Source organism: Sulfobacillus thermosulfidooxidans (assembly GCF_001280565.1).
GTDB lineage: Bacteria > Bacillota > Sulfobacillia > Sulfobacillales > Sulfobacillaceae > Sulfobacillus > Sulfobacillus thermosulfidooxidans_A.
In genome coordinates, this window is the sequence record NZ_LGRO01000001.1 from 1,168,061 (window position 1) to 1,183,598 (window position 15,538).

General features: G+C 47.7%; 18 protein-coding genes. 13 read left to right on the forward strand and 5 right to left on the reverse strand.

The genetic code is table 11. The features are described from left to right. Complete coding sequence (locus AOA63_RS05985) at positions 1-414, forward strand: NADH-quinone oxidoreductase subunit B family protein (protein ID WP_053958845.1); 414 nt, start codon at positions 1-3, stop codon at positions 412-414. A 62-nt stretch (positions 415-476) separates the two neighbouring features. Here AOA63_RS05985 and AOA63_RS05990 read toward each other — a convergent pair whose 3' ends face one another. Continuing rightward, positions 477-914: a DUF1284 domain-containing protein gene (locus AOA63_RS05990; RefSeq protein WP_278276933.1), complete on the reverse strand. Its 438-nt coding sequence runs from the start codon at positions 912-914 to the stop codon at positions 477-479. Between the two features lie 157 nt (positions 915-1,071). Here AOA63_RS05990 and AOA63_RS05995 point away from each other — a divergent pair, with 157 nt between their 5' ends. Further along, positions 1,072-1,314: a hypothetical protein gene (locus AOA63_RS05995; protein ID WP_053958846.1), complete on the forward strand. Its 243-nt coding sequence runs from the start codon at positions 1,072-1,074 to the stop codon at positions 1,312-1,314. A 119-nt stretch (positions 1,315-1,433) separates the two neighbouring features. Here the strand turns inward: AOA63_RS05995 and AOA63_RS06000 are convergent, their stop codons facing one another. Beyond that, positions 1,434-2,384, reverse strand: coding sequence for a nucleoside hydrolase (locus AOA63_RS06000; protein ID WP_053958847.1), 951 nt, complete (start codon positions 2,382-2,384; stop codon positions 1,434-1,436). A 249-nt stretch (positions 2,385-2,633) separates the two neighbouring features. Between AOA63_RS06000 and bioA the strand changes: the two genes are divergently transcribed. The 8 genes from bioA to AOA63_RS06040 all read left to right on the forward strand — a co-directional run bounded on the left by bioA (position 2,634) and on the right by AOA63_RS06040 (position 11,337). Next, on the forward strand, positions 2,634-4,010 hold the full coding sequence (bioA, locus tag AOA63_RS06005; RefSeq protein ID WP_053958848.1) for an adenosylmethionine--8-amino-7-oxononanoate transaminase: 1,377 nt from the start codon (positions 2,634-2,636) through the stop codon (positions 4,008-4,010). Beyond that, positions 4,007-4,729, forward strand: coding sequence for a dethiobiotin synthase (gene bioD / locus AOA63_RS06010; protein WP_053958849.1), 723 nt, complete (start codon positions 4,007-4,009; stop codon positions 4,727-4,729). The genes bioA and bioD overlap by 4 nt, the downstream gene beginning before the upstream one ends. A gap of 165 nt (positions 4,730-4,894) precedes the next feature. Next, positions 4,895-5,896, forward strand: coding sequence for a biotin synthase BioB (gene bioB, locus AOA63_RS06015; protein WP_053958850.1), 1,002 nt, complete (start codon positions 4,895-4,897; stop codon positions 5,894-5,896). 222 nt (positions 5,897-6,118) lie between these two features. Then, positions 6,119-6,544: a GNAT family acetyltransferase gene (locus AOA63_RS06020; RefSeq protein WP_053958851.1), complete on the forward strand. Its 426-nt coding sequence runs from the start codon at positions 6,119-6,121 to the stop codon at positions 6,542-6,544. 181 nt (positions 6,545-6,725) lie between these two features. Then, on the forward strand, positions 6,726-7,178 hold the full coding sequence (locus tag AOA63_RS06025; protein WP_053958852.1) for a PaaI family thioesterase: 453 nt from the start codon (positions 6,726-6,728) through the stop codon (positions 7,176-7,178). A gap of 402 nt (positions 7,179-7,580) precedes the next feature. Next, positions 7,581-8,975, forward strand: a complete 1,395-nt coding sequence (locus AOA63_RS06030; protein ID WP_053958853.1) for a hypothetical protein — start codon at positions 7,581-7,583, stop codon at positions 8,973-8,975. A gap of 290 nt (positions 8,976-9,265) precedes the next feature. Next, positions 9,266-10,975, forward strand: coding sequence for a peptide ABC transporter substrate-binding protein (locus tag AOA63_RS06035; RefSeq protein WP_053958854.1), 1,710 nt, complete (start codon positions 9,266-9,268; stop codon positions 10,973-10,975). A gap of 113 nt (positions 10,976-11,088) precedes the next feature. Next, positions 11,089-11,337: an SHOCT domain-containing protein gene (locus AOA63_RS06040; RefSeq protein WP_082343782.1), complete on the forward strand. Its 249-nt coding sequence runs from the start codon at positions 11,089-11,091 to the stop codon at positions 11,335-11,337. A gap of 17 nt (positions 11,338-11,354) precedes the next feature. Here AOA63_RS06040 and AOA63_RS06045 read toward each other — a convergent pair whose 3' ends face one another. The 3 genes from AOA63_RS06045 to AOA63_RS06055 all read right to left on the reverse strand — a co-directional run bounded on the left by AOA63_RS06045 (position 11,355) and on the right by AOA63_RS06055 (position 13,015). After that, positions 11,355-11,738, reverse strand: a complete 384-nt coding sequence (locus tag AOA63_RS06045; protein ID WP_053958856.1) for a DUF302 domain-containing protein — start codon at positions 11,736-11,738, stop codon at positions 11,355-11,357. A gap of 135 nt (positions 11,739-11,873) precedes the next feature. Beyond that, on the reverse strand, positions 11,874-12,284 hold the full coding sequence (locus tag AOA63_RS06050) for a VOC family protein (RefSeq protein ID WP_053958857.1): 411 nt from the start codon (positions 12,282-12,284) through the stop codon (positions 11,874-11,876). Continuing rightward, the gene (locus AOA63_RS06055) at positions 12,284-13,015 is read right to left on the reverse strand and encodes an alpha/beta hydrolase (protein ID WP_082343783.1); all 732 of its coding nucleotides are present in this window, start codon (positions 13,013-13,015) and stop codon (positions 12,284-12,286) included. Before AOA63_RS06055 ends, AOA63_RS06050 begins: the two co-directional genes overlap by 1 nt. Before the next feature lie 123 nt (positions 13,016-13,138). Here AOA63_RS06055 and AOA63_RS06060 point away from each other — a divergent pair, with 123 nt between their 5' ends. The 3 genes from AOA63_RS06060 to AOA63_RS06070 all read left to right on the forward strand — a co-directional run bounded on the left by AOA63_RS06060 (position 13,139) and on the right by AOA63_RS06070 (position 15,537). Then, the gene (locus AOA63_RS06060; RefSeq protein ID WP_053958859.1) at positions 13,139-13,396 is read left to right on the forward strand and encodes a hypothetical protein; all 258 of its coding nucleotides are present in this window, start codon (positions 13,139-13,141) and stop codon (positions 13,394-13,396) included. A 135-nt stretch (positions 13,397-13,531) separates the two neighbouring features. Continuing rightward, positions 13,532-14,107: an O-methyltransferase gene (locus AOA63_RS06065; protein WP_053958860.1), complete on the forward strand. Its 576-nt coding sequence runs from the start codon at positions 13,532-13,534 to the stop codon at positions 14,105-14,107. 173 nt (positions 14,108-14,280) lie between these two features. After that, the gene (locus AOA63_RS06070) at positions 14,281-15,537 is read left to right on the forward strand and encodes a metallophosphoesterase family protein (RefSeq protein ID WP_053958861.1); all 1,257 of its coding nucleotides are present in this window, start codon (positions 14,281-14,283) and stop codon (positions 15,535-15,537) included. Position 15,538 lies beyond the last annotated feature (1 nt).

A 15,538-nucleotide genomic window follows, 5' to 3' on the forward strand; every position in this document is an offset into this window, starting at 1 on the left:
ATGAATCCCATGTGGAGAACATTACAAGCGCGGCATGTGGATGCTGGCAGTTGCAATGGATGTGAACAGGAATTAACCCACTTAAGTAATCGCGTCTATGATTTTCAACATCTAGGATTGGACATTGTGGCCTCGCCGCGACAAGCCGATACGCTAATCGTCACGGGCCCTGTTAACGACACGATGTATCTTGCTCTGCACACCGTGTGGGAAGCTGTTCCATCCCCTAAATGGCTTGTGGCCATCGGGGATTGTGCGGCAGGTTGTGGCGTGTTTCAATCAGCATATGCAAGTCATGGCGGCGTAGCAAAAGCCCTAAGAACGCCTGATGTGGTCGTTAAAGGCTGTCCTCCCGAACCACGACAGATTTTGGATGCACTAAATCAACTCCGCCACAAGGCTTCGGGGAATTGACCACGTTATTTAACCTTCTTTAGAAAAAGACTTGGGTGAAGAGAACGCAGCCAACTGGCAGGTTACGTCCATAGTGCAAAGGGAATATTTGATAAACTTTTTTTCTGTTTAAGATCCCGGATTCCCTGAGCGCAGACGCCATAAGGTCGCCATGGGCAACTCGCGCACCACCGATCGATATCCTCGGGATTGAGACGTTCGATGATGCGGGCTTCAATGTCACCCCAGGGAATCTCTTGCCCAGACACAAGGCTTAACGACTCGGCAACGCGCTGATCGCGTTCGAACACGTTACAATCCTCGCAGTGATATTCTTGCGATAAGGGAAACTTGCAGCAGAGGTCATCAGGACCATCTACTAATACTATGGGAGTGGTGGGAGCAGTACGCAGGCATTGATGAATCGCTGTCATATTTCTGACAAATTCTTCAGAATAGCCTTTGCCTCGGTAACCTAACAAACAAAGAATATGATGTCCTCGTAACCGAATAGCAGCCAATATCCATCACCACAAAGCATTATATCATGAAGAAAATGATGCTTAACCCGTTAAAAGTTGCGCATTTCCCCTAAGAATTGTTTAAGTATTCCCTTACAGCATCCATACCGCTCATCTTCCTGTGTACAATAGAGAAAAAACAAAGGATGTGCATCCCGTGTACGGCGCTTTGATTACTGTGTCTAGAGAGTCCGATCCTGATTTTAGTGTGATAATGCCCGTTCAATCTGAGGAATATGAAGCGGCTCAACGATTGCACACATTAGGGGACTTACGCAAGTGGCTTGAGGAACGTGCCAATGATGACGACGTTATGGCATCCATCTGGGCAGCACTTCAACAAGAGGTGGGAAACCTCAGTAATCGTTATCCTATTGATATCCGCTTAGAGAAGCCTTAAAATTTCCGTTTTCGCCTATACAAAAGGTCTTGGGTTTGGCTTTTGGTATGTTGAGGACGCCTCATAGGGCGTCCTCAACATGTCCATGGATCGTCAACCGTTAAATTTTTGGCTATTTCTTAACAAACTTTGGTAAAACGTAGGCGTTGTGCAAAGGCGGTGAGAAATCGTGCGCGATCGACTTCGACGGCGACATCGACATTTGGTCGGGTTGTAGAACGGGTACGCCAATCGACCACCGTCATTCCCCGTGTTAATTGCCCGCGCAATTCAATATCTACAGGATAAGGATGAGTTCGACATAATGAGGGATCTTCGGCAACAGCCACGGCCAAGGGATCATGCAATGGCGCCTTTCTATCTCCCCTGGGAGCTCCGGGATTATAGGCACCTAAATAAAAGTCTACGGCTTGCTGTAGTAAAGCGTAATAAGGAGCCGTTGGCTCTAGACTTTTTAGCATACAGTCGGAAATGGGCACTTGCGTGGTCACATCAAGCCCCACCATTGTAATGGGAATACCCGAATGAAAGACGACCCAAGCGGCTTCGGGATCGCCCCAGATATTCGCCTCAGCCACTGGCGTCACGTTTCCTGCTACGAAGGCAGCGCCGCCCATAATCACCATGCGGCGAATGCCTGCGCTAATCTCGGGAAAAGCCAAGAGTAATGAGGCAATATTGGTGAGGCGTGCGGTCGTGATCAGTACCAGGTCGTGGAAATATTGATCGATGCTGCGACGAAGAAATTCTACCGCTGATTCCGATTCGGGTCTCAGTTGGGGATGAAATAATTGTGTGCCACCTAAACCGTTCGGCCCATGAAAAGCTTCCGCCGTGGATTCCCACGGACTGACCAGGGGATGACTTGCCCCCTGGTATACCGGGACTGTATGCGAAGCCATTTCTACGACGGTAAGAGTGTTGCGAGTGGTATTGGTGATGTCGCCATTACCAAAGCAGGTCGTGATCCCGAGTACATGCAGCGTCTCCGAGGATAGAGCATAAAGAATCGCTAGGGCATCATCAATTCCCGTATCCACATCTAATATGACAGGCAGTCGTTCCGCCATGGATGATATCGCTCCTTATAGACAGTCTACACTATAATGGAGTTATTGTAGCAAATTGGAGATACCGGCATCGTCAACTATCCAAATCCGTAAGACACATCATGGGGCTCAGGTCTTAAAGGTCGCGCTGATTTCCTTAGCAAAAATAGTGACGGGACGCAACTGGTTGACGAGGCTCACAGCTTCAGGCACTATGTGGGAAGCATGGTATGGTATGCCCAAAAGCATCTGTATAAGTGAGGTAATGATGTGGATTATTCATCAATAACACCTGATGAAATACGACGTTGGGATCGACAGCATGTTTGGCATCCCTTTACTCCGATGAAAGATTATGATGACAGCGATCCAGTCATCATTCAAGCAGGGCAAGGCGTCAAAGTGCAAGATATCGAGGGGCGATGGTATTATGACGGGGTCTCCTCCGTCTGGTTGAATGTCCATGGTCATCATGTGCCTGAACTGGACCATGCCCTTATTGATCAATTGTCTCGCGTGGCCCATACGACATTGCTGGGACAGGGCAATGTGCCCATTACGGTACTGGCCCACCGCTTAAGTGAAATTATGCCGGGCAACTTAACGCGCTTCTTCTTCTCGGAATCGGGCGCTTCCGCGGTTGAGGTCGCTCTAAAAATGGCTGTACAATATTGGGCCAACCAGGGACAGCACCAAAAAACAAAAATTATGGGATTCACATCCAATTATCATGGAGATACTTTGGGCGCCATGGCTGTGGCCCCTGATGACACTTTTCACTGGCCCTTTCTATCGTATTTGCCCAAAGAGCCCCGGGCCCCTTATCCCTATTGTTACCGCTGCCCCTTACAAAAGACCCCTGATCGGTGCCACCTGGCTTGCTTAGATCTGGCCGAATCGGTCATGAGTGAGCATCAAGACGAACTAGCGGCGGTGATTATCGAGCCCGTGCAGGGAGCTGGTGGCATTATTCCTGCGCCGTCAGGTTATTTAGCGGGACTTCGGAATTTATGTACGCGCTATGATGTGCTTCTCATTGTTGATGAGGTGGCGACTGGCATAGGACGGACAGGCAAATGGTGGGCCACATCTTATGAAGAGATCAGTCCGGATATTTTGTGTATGGGTAAGGGTCTGTCTGGGGGATACTTGCCCATTTCCGCGACAGCGGCAACAGAGGACATTTATTTACAATTTTATGGACGTGCTGGCGATCGAACGGCCTTGTATCATGGTCATTCCTATGCTGGTAATCAATTGGCGGCTAATGTGGCCCTGGCGAATTTGGAGCTTATTAGGCAAAACCATATCATTGAGAACGTTGAAAAACAAACACCTAACATCGCACAAGCATTGGATAGACTGCGTTCTCTTCCCTATGTGGGAGATATCAGGCAAAAAGGATTCATGATTGGCATTGAACTGGTTCAAAACACGGAAGCACGCACCCCATTCCCCTATGCGGCACAGGCGGGACGCGTGGTGCAATATCTGGCGCGTCAAAAGGGTATGCTCATCCGGCCCATTGGCAATGTGGTGATTTTTATGCCACCGCTTGCATCCTCATCTACGGAGATTAGCGAGATGGTAGATATTTTGTGCGATGCGGTAGTGGCCAGCCAATCATTATTGGAGGCTCTTCTATGACCCCATTCGCGTATTTTGTTACAGGCACCGATACCGGTGTGGGCAAAACCTGGATTACCGCCAGCTTGGCAGCATTCTGGTATCGCCAAGGTTATGATGTGGGGGTTATGAAACCCATTGAAACCGGCGTTAAGGGACCTATGTGGCCGGATGATGCAAAAGCCCTGATGCAGGCATCCCATTCCGCGGACGCCCAAGAATTCGTCGTCCCTTATACATTCGAACCCCCAGTATCACCGTGGGCCGCAACCTTAATGACGGGCAAACGCGTCGATTGGAATCACCTTATTGAAACGGCACGGGCAGTGATTGCCCGCCATCAAGTGACCTTGATTGAAGGCGCTGGAGGGATAGCGGTTCCCATTGATGCTGACCATAACATGATTCATATTGCTCAGGAACTTGATATTCCTGTGATCTTGGTGGCCCGAACGGCGCTGGGGACTATTAATCACACCGTATTGAGTGTGGAATACGCCAAGACCCACCGCGTCAAGATTCTGGGCATTATTATGAATGCGGTGAATGAGGTGCCAGAAGACGTGTCGACAACACTCAACCCGTCTTTGATCGAATCGCTCACCGGAATTCCAGTCTGGAGCGTGGTGCCGTTCCAGCCGGTCAACGATGATGCTCCAGAAAATTATTTAACGACTTTATGGGAACAGACGGGGCAGCGCATTGCATGGCATCCTTTGCAAGGCGGGAAAATGACCTAGACAAGAAGCAGTGGATAAGGGGATATGACACATAATCCGGATGAAGAAAAATAGGACACAAGGCACAGGAAGAGGCATGCTGCCAGCAAAAGGCCAGCTGAAATTTAGCGAGATCTTTGATATGACGCATGCTCATGAAATAGCTCGCATAAAGGGGTTATCTATATGCAATGGAATTTACTGGCTGACAAAGTATTAAATGGGGACAGTATCACGCGGGAGGAAGCCTTAAGTATCCTCCGTTCAGATGATCAAGATCTGCTAGCCATTTTGGCTGCAGGATATAAAATTCGGTACCGCTATTATCGCAATTATGTGCGTTTCCAATATTTGATGAATGCGAAAAGCGGACTATGTCCGGAAGATTGTCATTATTGTTCGCAGTCTCATATTTCGCGTGCAGATATCCCCAAGTATCCGCAGAAAACCTCGGACGAGATTCTACAGGGAGCTGAACGGGCCAAGGCCTTGGGAGCAACAACTTATTGTATTGTGGCTAGTGGACGCTCGCCCACCGATCATGAACTAGACGGATTAATTGACAGCATTACCCAGGTCAAACAACATTATGACTTAAGAATTTGTGCCTGCTTAGGCATTCTGAAACCAGGGCAAGCTGATCGACTAAAGGCGGCAGGCGTTGACCGGTACAATCATAACATCAATACGTCGTCCCATTATTCACCATCGATTGTGAGTACCCATCACTACGAAGATCGGGTACACACCATCGAACAAGTTAAAGAATCCGGGATTTCTCCATGTTCTGGCGTTATTTTCGGCATGGGCGAAACCTGGGAAGATCGCGTGGAAGCGGCTTTTGCGTTGAAAGACCTTGATGTCGATTCCATTCCGGTGAATTTTCTGATTCCCATTTCCGGGACGCCGTTAGAGAATCAGGAATTGATGACACCAGCCGAATGCCTACGTTCGCTGGCGATGATGCGCTTTGTCAATCCGCGCAAGGAAATTCGCATTGCAGGAGGCCGCGAAGTCCAGTTGCGCTCTCTTCAACCATTAGGATTGTATGTTGCCAATTCCTTGTTTGTAGCGGACTATTTGACGACGCCTGGTCAAGAGCCGGAGGCTGACCATCAAATGCTTCGCGATATGGGATTTGAGGTGGAACCTCAAGATTTTCCGTTGATCACCCCGTTTAGGGAGTAGCCGGTCAGGATTTAAGTACGGTTTGCAGCATGGCTTCTGTTAAAAATTAAAAATTAAATTACAAAGCACCACAACATCTATCAGTTGCGGTGCTTTTCTTGAAAAGTTCTGGTTGGACGGCTGGACTGTGCAATACCTCTCACACCTGTCATTTCCCATCATATGGTATGAAGAACCATAGACAATGTGTCAGGTCCGTAGGGTGAGGGGAGGACGCAACGGATGGTCATTCGTCATATTCAACCTAATGATTACCGGGCTCTGTGTGACTTGTGGCAAGCCGCCCATCTAAGTTTCGATATAGGGGATGCAGAAGAGGATTTCGCGTGGGCACTTCAGCATTACGGCCAGCACTATTTTGTTCTGGAAGAAGGATCACGAATCATTGGATCGGTATTGGCCGCATTTGATGGCCGCCGGGGATGGATTTACCATCTGGCCGTTCATCCTGAGTTCCAGCGTCGCGGATTGGGACGACGCTTAATGGAACATGCCGAAGCGTCTTTGAGCCACATGGGGTGTTTGAAAGTTAATTTGTTGATCGAGCCGCATAATTTGGCCGTTCAGCAATTTTATTCACGTCTAGGATATAACGCCGCGGACAACCATTTCATGGAAAAGATTATCCGTTCTCAGGAAATCTATTAGGGTTTGCTCTAATTTTCACTTTGTTGTATCCTCTAAGCTATATCTTGTTCACTCCTGGACTACCTGTATGTCGTGTCTTCAACCGCAAAGAAGTATGCACATCGGGTATCTGTCCAAGACATTTTGGGATAATCCGCATATCCAATTACCTAAATGACTATGAAAGGCAGGCTTGTTCGTGATGCAGCATGACAATGACCAAACACAAACGCTTCCGTTACCGCCTAGTGCCGCTAACGGATATCCATTTTATTCATGGGCAGGCCTTCGGATTACTGAGGCGGCCAATGGCCGATCTACAGTCGAACTTGATGTTCAACATCATCATAGGGGAGGCGGCGGCACAGATGCCGTAAACGGCGGTATCGTCGCTTACATGTTTGACGGAGTTCTCGGCACTGCAGTGCGTTCGGTATGGACGGACGACGTTGTTAGTCAGGTTACCATCACATTAAACATTCAATATTTACGGATGATCCAGGCAAAATCGCGGATTGTCGGACATGGACATGTTGTGCGTCAAGGCTCCAGTACCGTGTTTGTTGATGGTGAAATTTTGGATGAATCTGGCGAGGTTTGTGCCAAGTGCACAGGGATTTTTAAATTATTTCGGAAAAAGTCATCGAGAGAGTAGGAAAACTGACCTGTCTCAGGGGAGAAATCTTGTCTGCAGACACATGATGAAAACAGCTAATCCTTGTGGGTTGGCTGTTTTCATGATCTCACGATATTCTTTAGGCCTTTACGGCAATTCTCTATTTCTAGCTACCTACCTTGACATCGTCATAGCCCAAATAAACGCTTAATGCAAAATGGTGGAAAGACTTGTTCTAAAGATGTAAAGATGATTGAGTCGGAGCTTGATCTTAGCCGGGAACTAGGACCTTTGACCAATAGCAGAACCGCCATAGCCATGAGATGCTTTATTCATTGAGTTCCCAGGATACTAAAAAGGCGGATTAATAGGGGTAGACGTGCAAAAAGACCAAAAGACACAAGGGCAGAAGGCAAGAAGGCAAGAAGGAAGGATGATTCGATGCATACCATGTTGCGGTGGGATAATGAAACGGAGACTAGGTTACAGGAAGTTCAAAATACAACGCCTGACAAAGCGAGCGAACTTCTTTGCCAATGGCAGCAACGACACCTACCTTTCTCGCGCATGTATCTCCTCCTCGCTTTAGCTGCGACACGGTGGGTGGACCATCATGGTCCCTTAATTGGCCATGGCACATTTAACGGTGGACCGGTCATGAGAGCCAGTACATTGCTTTCTCCGCCCTTTCAAAATCTTGCGTTGCTGCACATGGCCCATTATGTATTAGGATTGTTAAGACATCCCAATTATGGACCGTATCTCATGGTAGACCATTTGCGACCTCAAGAAAGCCTGCCAGACATTCAACACCGGTTCATTCCCGATTTGGAAACCGGAGAGATGCCTCTATTGTCTGAAAACCGCGCCGCCGAGCTTGCGACCCTAGCGGGACGTAACGCCAGATGGTTAATGATCCGAGCCGCTCTCAGGCAATATCCGGAAAATGAACACCGGTTATTAATCGTTCAACGGGCTTTAGAGTTTTTGGATGACACAAATGGGTGGCATTATGCGGAAGCATTTTTTCGGGCTGCCATCCAGTACTTAGGCCACCGGCCTGACGTTCACATGACGACAGGGGTGCTAGAGGATTGGCCGGGCACAACCTGTCCTTGTTTGGAAGGACCTGTCGATGTCGAGAAGGCGGAGACCATACGGGAGGCTTTGATTCATTGTGAATTTGGGCAAGAATCCCGACAGATTATCGCAGCCATTTCTCAAAATACCAATCACCCCACTTTATTAGAAGCCATTTCCTTAGCAGCCTCAACCTTGATGTTTGTATCCGGGTTTGATGCCCATGCCGTTACAGGAATTCATTGTGTCATGGACCTTTTGCGCGACGAAACGTGCCCCGCCGATATTCGGCATTTAGGCTGGGCTCTGGTTCTTTCCAGTTCGCGGACGCGAAGACAAAAAGAAAAACGGGCGCACTGGATCCCGAATGATCTGGTGACACAAGTCAGACACGAGGGAATATCTCCTGGGTCGCAAGTCATTTCCGTAGATGATATTATCAAGAGTCTGTATACAGATCGAACGGGTTTCGAGGCCGCCTCCTACACCCGGCAATATCTTCAAACGGGAGGGGATCCTACACCGTTAACGCGACTGTTCATAGAAACAGCGTTAACCACGGAGGAGCCTTTTGATGCCCTTCACAATGTCAAAATGCTATGGGGACTATTGAACGAAACCCTTCATTCCCGGTCAGATGCGTTCTGGATCCATTTATCTGCGGGCGCACGCGTCATTGCCCAATCGATAACAGATAGCCCCCTTACCGCCACAATTCTGCAACAGTGGGATAAGTTAAACGCATGCATCCCCTAAATAAGCGCAAGAAAAGAACCGAACCAGGACAGATCGACCATGGCGATAGGCAAAACCGGAATAGATTTAAATCGCAACTTATTCCCCGATAAATGAGGCAGGATTGATACCTGTGAGGTTTGTTACGTTGACCAAAAAAATGTAGGGTGAGTATCCCATCATGGAGAACTGGGATAAAAAACGATAAGATTTGAGGGACGAATCCTTCTGAATCCTGTATTTTTCGTCATTCCAAATTATGAGATCCCCTCATCACCAGTTCGAGGGAAACGACGGAGGAAGCAAAATTCATGAACAAAAAGTCCCTTGCGGCGATGACCCCTTTAGTGCTGATTGCTGCCGGATGTGGTACCCAAAGCACTACGTCCTCGCCAGCCTTGCCTACCACAGCGACGATTGCATTAGCACCCCAAGTCTCTCCCAATTGGTGGTTTCCGGTCTTGTCCTCTTCGGCCTATAGCGACACCAATTTACAGATGAATGCCTTGATGTATGTCCCGCTTTTGCACATTTCTCGTACCGATAGTATCGATTTTTCTCGTTCATTAGCGCAAAAAATTAGCCATAATGCCGACGGGACAGTCTACACCATTGATCTGAATCCAAAATATCATTGGTCAAATGGCCAACCTGTTACGGCGCGTGATGTCGTCTTTACCTGGCAAATTTTGAAAGCCACGAGTTCCGGTGCCTCGAATCTGCCATGGGGTTACGGAGGAGCGGGTACAGGAGGAATTCCGACGGATTGGGCTAGCGTGGTCGCCAAATCCCCATACACGGTGGTGGTCACCTTAAAAAAGCCAGCGAATCCCGAATGGTTTGAACACAATGGATTGGGACAAATTGAGCCCGTTCCCGCTGCCATTTGGGATAAATATCCTCACAACATGATAGCGGAACTGCAATTCATCAAATCAGTCGCTAATACTCCTCAAGCCAGTGTTTATAATGTGGTCGATGGTCCATATCATTTCACCAAAATGGAACCGAACCAATATTGGATGTTTACGGCGAACAGTCACTATGATGGGCACAAATCCACGTTGAAGCACATTGTCTTTGAATATGAAACATCTTCTGCCAACGAATTTGCGGGATTAAAAACCGGAAAAATTGATTATGGATATCTCCCTCCCTCCTTGTGGAACTCGCGTCACCAACTCACCCAAGATACCTTTTTCCCAGGATACTTGTTTGGTTTTAATTACTTGCAACCCAACTTGAATCCCAGTGCTCCGGGGGGATTGGGTAAAGTATTCGACCATGCCTATATTCGCCAGGCTCTGGAAATGGGAATCGATCAGCAAGGGATCATTAATACGTTTTATCACGGATATGGTGTCACAGAAACCGACCCGATTCCTCCCAAACCACACACGGTATTCTATGATGCGGCTTTACAAAAACCGCTATATCCTTTTAATCCTGAACAAGGTAAGCGGTTGCTGGAAAAACACGGATGGCAGTTGCATAACGGGGTCATGACGAAAAATGGTATTCCCTTATCTTTTACCTTGTTATATGTTTCCGGGAGCAATACCGATACGAGTATTGTGCAGCTCATTAAGCAGGATTGGGCTCAAGAAGGCATTCAAGTGAAGCTGGAAACCCAACCCTTTGATACGGTATTATCTACGGCTCAACAAACGGATGCGACAAAATGGAATATGGCATGGTGGGGAGGAGGCTGGACTTATGAGCCTGATTATTATCCCACGGGTGGAAGCTTTTACGCGACCGGAGCCGGAGCCAATCAAGGCGGATACAATAATCCAGAAATGGACCAGTTGATTCAAGATTCCTATAAACCCGGGACGCCAACCCAAATTAAACACGCATTAGATGCGTATCTTGCTTATGCCAGGCAACAAGTTCCGGTGATTTGGCTCCCGTGGACACCGACTTTTAATGAGCACATCAATACCCTTCACGGTACCGCCAAAACATTCAATCCCATTACGGCTTTGATTTATCCCAACTATTGGACATTCTCGCAATAAGAAACATTGTGCGCAACAAAAGCGCCCTGTCTTACGCTGCCATCATCATGCCCCACCGTAGCTGGCCTGAAAAACGCGTATAATAGAAATACAATAAAGCAAAGGGGAGAGGCATGATGATGTGGCCGATGGGGCGCATGTTTCCGTTTTTGGGGTTGATTGGCTTGACTCTCATGGGATTTTTTCTATGGATATTTTTGTTCCGTCTTTTGGGAAAACCACGATCTGACCACCATGAGATGGCTCCCGGACCCGATCCTTTAGAACTTGCCCGGGAGCGTTTTGCACGCGGTGAAATTTCCCAAGACGAATTTGATGCTATCGCAGATCGATTAATCCGCACAGAAAAACCGTTAAAGTGATACGGTCCAGCATCTACTTATATGGCGTTGTTCAGTGCCTTGATAAGTTTTTCTTCAATTTCTTTGGCCTTCTTTTCCAATTCTTTATCCTCAATTAAGTTGATGAGAGTCGTGGGTTTTGTTAGGCCAATTTTCGTGTGACCATGATCATCGTAAACTACGACTTTACAGGGTAGAAAATAACCGACTAACAAATTCTGGGTGAGTACTGATTTGGCTTCGACAGGATTACAGACCTCAAGCACGTGATAGGCTTGATTGAAATCGACGCCTTTTTCCTGCAGCTTTTGAGCAATATCCATATGCCACAGCACGCCAAATCCGTTAGCCTTGAGCTGCTGTTCGACAGATTCAATCGCGTCCGGAACGTTTTTCGTCGTTTCGACCGTATAATGAAACATAAAATCACCTCGCCGAATGTGAAATGGTTAAGACTCTTCCCATTATAAGGGTTAGGAACCAGACAAGCCCACACGTGATAGTATACCCAATGTCTCTCCCCGGCGTAAAAGAGTGCGTTTTGCCCATGCTTCGCTTCAAGGCGGGTCATTGCGCCATGAGTCCGCAAAGACCTCCACTTTCAACCCATCCGGATCGGCAAAAAACACCCCATAATATGATGGTCCTCCGGCATGAGGATGACGATCTTCGTACAGTATGCGAATTCCTTTAATCCGCAAAAGGTTCGTGAGGTCATCGATTTCTTGCGGCGTAGCCACACGAAAAGCTAAGTGATTCAGTCCCGGATTTCGCCGGTTAAATGGTACGGGCGATGCAGTCGTGACTTCGACGAAAACAATGTAGACACCACCATCGATCCAGCTGCATCCCTGCGCCCATTGTTGGTAACGCTGCCAACCGATGTGTTCGAAGAACCAATCCCAAAAGTCCTTGATCCGCTCAAGGCTCTTGACATAGATTTCAATATGACTCAGTCGCGCTCGCATTATTCGGTCCCGGTATCTCGAATTTGGTTTAGCCATTCCACGACCAGAGGTGCAGCCTTTAAGGGAACACCAGAATGATCGCTGTCGACGCTCTTGTGGGATTTGGGTTCATGAGCCATCTGAAACAAGGTTTGTGCACTAAAAGGAGGTAATTCTTGATCGAAAGTGCCACTGATAAGCAAAAAAGGGCGGCCCTTTAATCGTGTGAGAGCCTCTGGAATATCATGATCCATTGCCAAGCCCACTTCAATCGGACTGGCGCCATCGACCCATGCCCAGCGTTCCAAGTAATAATTGATGATCGCCGGGTCGGGTCGCATAACTGTCACGGGATAACCTAAACCAAGACTGGCCGCTCCCACAGCTTGCGGGTCCCGACTCGCAGCGACTAAAGCAGCCGCCGAACCCATACTGTGACCAATATAGACGGGACGACATGGAGATGGCAGTTGGCTATTGGCGTCTAAGGCTGCTTGCACAACCATAGCAAAGCTGATGAGGGCGCCCCCACTAGATCCCAATTTATGCCCGGGCAGGTCGATTGACAAGACAGGATAGCCTGCCTTAGCTAATGCTGTGGCCACCGGATCAAGGGCATGTTTTGATGAGCTATATCCATGAATTAAGATGGCCCGAATCGATTCTGGAGCACCTCCATGTGGCCCATACCCGAGTCCCCGAATGACTTGCCCTCCCGATACAAATTGAATAGGAAAAATATTCATCATCATTCATCCCTTCTCTTCAGTCATGGCATAACGGTTTTGTCTTTTGACGTCGAATTATACAGAAAGTGTGTAAAAACTTTCTGATATTCTTAATATATCGCAAGCTTGAAGAGAGGGGATTGGTGGATGCAGTATCTCACAACAGATGATAATGCCGATATGGGAAGGGTTGTGGATCAATGGCTGCATGAATTATGCCAAACTTATTCGTTAACGCAGTGTCAACAGGCGGCATTCCTCCTGGGACAATGGGCCGGAAATGGCTGGCAATGGTGCGACGGAGACGAGTATGCGTGGGTCCTAAAAAGTTTTGTGAACTGGGCTAATGATCACGACATCATCCTCAACTGGGCGATTCCGGTATTATTAAGGGGATGGGAATAAGCCAGATTGTTTGTTAAGAGGCAATAAAATAAGATACGATAAGGTTATAGCTTATCCATCTAGATTTCTCAACTCCTGTCGGTGCCTTCCATGATTGGGAAATGATGATGAATTAACTCAAACGAGGTTGGTCTAATGGATAATACTCCACCTGGCTCTAACAAGCCTGAAATCGTCCTGCAAGCCTTATATGTGGCGCAACAGTTAGCGTTTTCGGGGTCATGCTTGGATGAAGTGGGCAAGTTATTAGCCCTACTGGCTGGACATATTCGCACAGGAAAAATCGCCGAAATTGGCACGGGATGCGGCGTTGGCACAGCGTGGTTAATAAGCGCCGCTACTGTCGATGTGTTTACGGTCGATCACGATATTTCGCGTGTGAACCGGGTCCGGCAATTGTTTGCGCATCATTCGGGGGTGCACGTGTTAGCCGGAGACTGGACACAAATTTTATCGCACGGGCCCTTTCAATTAATTTTTGTTGATGCGAAGCCTGCTAAATATGCGGGCATTGATGCCATTATTAGCGCATGTGCAGAGGGAGGCCTGATATTCCTGGATGATTTAACACCGTTCGAATTATGGCCGGAAGCCTGGAAGAACAAACGCGATCCGCTTAGAGATATGTGGCTGAACCATAGTCAATTGTGGAGTGTGGAAATACGTACCTCGGCCCGCCACGCAGCGATTTTAGCCCGGCGCACAAAATAGGGGCAAGATTTCTCAAAATGGGGCCATCCCATGCCATCGGCAAAAACATCTTGCAGATCGTCTTCGAGGATCTTTCGTTACTTCATGGGACAAATAGGCCTGTTATAATGGAAACCATGTTAATACCAAAGCATTGGCGATAGTCAATCGATAATAATGTTGTGGGAGGTTTCATGTTCAAATTCATCCATTGCGCTGATTTGCATTTAGACAGTCCCATGCGAGGCTTATCGGCTCGCGATGATGCGCCCGTCGACATGATCCGTTCCGCGACACGCGAAGCTTTTAAAAATTTGGTTAACCTCGCCATCGCGGAAAATGTCCGGTTTATCATTATTGCAGGCGATTTATTTGATGGGGATTGGCCCGATTATTCAACTGGCCTATTTTTTAATCGCATCATGTCAAAGCTCAAAGATTTGGGCATTGATGTCTACATTGCGAAGGGCAACCATGATGCTGCATCGAACATCACTCGCCATCTTGTTTTGCCGCCGAACGTTCATCAATTTGCCACGGATCATGCCCAAACATTTGTAATCCCGGATGTCAAGGTTGCGCTTCATGGACAAGGATTTGCCGCACGAGAAGTGCGCGAAAACATGGTTCTACACTACCCCGAGCCATTACCAGGTTATGTCAATATCGGGGTAGTGCACACCTCCTTAGAAGGACATGAAGGCCATGAAACCTATGCGCCATGCTCGGTCGAGGATCTTGTCTCCAAACATTATGATTATTGGGCCCTAGGGCACGTGCACAAGAGGCAGGTTATTCGCGACGCCAATCCCTGTATTCTTTATCCGGGCAACTTACAAGGACGGCATATTCGGGAAACAGGAGAAAAAGGGTGTACGGTTGTCACAGTTACCGGGCATGACGTGACGTTCGAACATCGTGCCTTGGATGTGTTACGGTGGTATCTCGTAGACATTGATTTGACCGGTGCTGAACAACATGAAGATTTTGTGGAGCGTGTTGTGAAGATATTTCAGCAATATCTTGATGATAACCCGGACTCACCCTTAGCTCTCCGCTTACAGTTTTACGGGCTAACAACATTGCATGGAGACTTATTAGCCAATCCGGAATACTTTTTTCATGAAATTGATAATGCGGTAGCCATGACTGCACCGAGCCGAATTTGGATTGAAAAAGTGAAATTTTTGACTTCTTATCCTGTAAAAACGGAGCAGTTGTCTTCCCAAATCAATGCGCTATCCAAATTGGAGATGTACATAAAAGATGCGCAAAACGATGAGGATTTTCTCCAACAATTTTTTCATGATATCGAACGCATTCAGGTCCGATTGAAAGCCTACACCAAATCCGAAGGGGCTACAGTCATTCGTTCGCTGCAGGATGTAAAAACCTTAATAGGGGACGCTCACGATGTCTTGTTGGCCCTGATGACGAAAGGAGGGCATTAAT

What these genes read in the sequence shown, in the direction of transcription:
- AOA63_RS05985 (WP_053958845.1), top strand. Translation starts at nt 1, where the DNA reads ATGAATCCCATGTGGAGAACATTACAAGCGCGGCATGTGGATGCTGGC.
- AOA63_RS06000 (WP_053958847.1), bottom strand. Translation starts at nt 2,384, where the DNA reads ATGGCGGAACGACTGCCTGTCATATTAGATGTGGATACGGGAATTGAT.
- bioD (WP_053958849.1), top strand. Translation starts at nt 4,007, where the DNA reads ATGACCCCATTCGCGTATTTTGTTACAGGCACCGATACCGGTGTGGGC.
- bioB (WP_053958850.1), top strand. Translation starts at nt 4,895, where the DNA reads ATGCAATGGAATTTACTGGCTGACAAAGTATTAAATGGGGACAGTATC.
- AOA63_RS06020 (WP_053958851.1), top strand. Translation starts at nt 6,119, where the DNA reads ATGGTCATTCGTCATATTCAACCTAATGATTACCGGGCTCTGTGTGAC.
- AOA63_RS06025 (WP_053958852.1), top strand. Translation starts at nt 6,726, where the DNA reads ATGCAGCATGACAATGACCAAACACAAACGCTTCCGTTACCGCCTAGT.
- AOA63_RS06030 (WP_053958853.1), top strand. Translation starts at nt 7,581, where the DNA reads ATGCATACCATGTTGCGGTGGGATAATGAAACGGAGACTAGGTTACAG.
- AOA63_RS06035 (WP_053958854.1), top strand. Translation starts at nt 9,266, where the DNA reads ATGAACAAAAAGTCCCTTGCGGCGATGACCCCTTTAGTGCTGATTGCT.
- AOA63_RS06040 (WP_082343782.1), top strand. Translation starts at nt 11,089, where the DNA reads ATGATGATGTGGCCGATGGGGCGCATGTTTCCGTTTTTGGGGTTGATT.
- AOA63_RS06045 (WP_053958856.1), bottom strand. Translation starts at nt 11,738, where the DNA reads ATGTTTCATTATACGGTCGAAACGACGAAAAACGTTCCGGACGCGATT.
- AOA63_RS06050 (WP_053958857.1), bottom strand. Translation starts at nt 12,284, where the DNA reads ATGCGAGCGCGACTGAGTCATATTGAAATCTATGTCAAGAGCCTTGAG.
- AOA63_RS06055 (WP_082343783.1), bottom strand. Translation starts at nt 13,015, where the DNA reads ATGATGATGAATATTTTTCCTATTCAATTTGTATCGGGAGGGCAAGTC.
- AOA63_RS06060 (WP_053958859.1), top strand. Translation starts at nt 13,139, where the DNA reads ATGCAGTATCTCACAACAGATGATAATGCCGATATGGGAAGGGTTGTG.
- AOA63_RS06065 (WP_053958860.1), top strand. Translation starts at nt 13,532, where the DNA reads ATGGATAATACTCCACCTGGCTCTAACAAGCCTGAAATCGTCCTGCAA.
- AOA63_RS06070 (WP_053958861.1), top strand. Translation starts at nt 14,281, where the DNA reads ATGTTCAAATTCATCCATTGCGCTGATTTGCATTTAGACAGTCCCATG.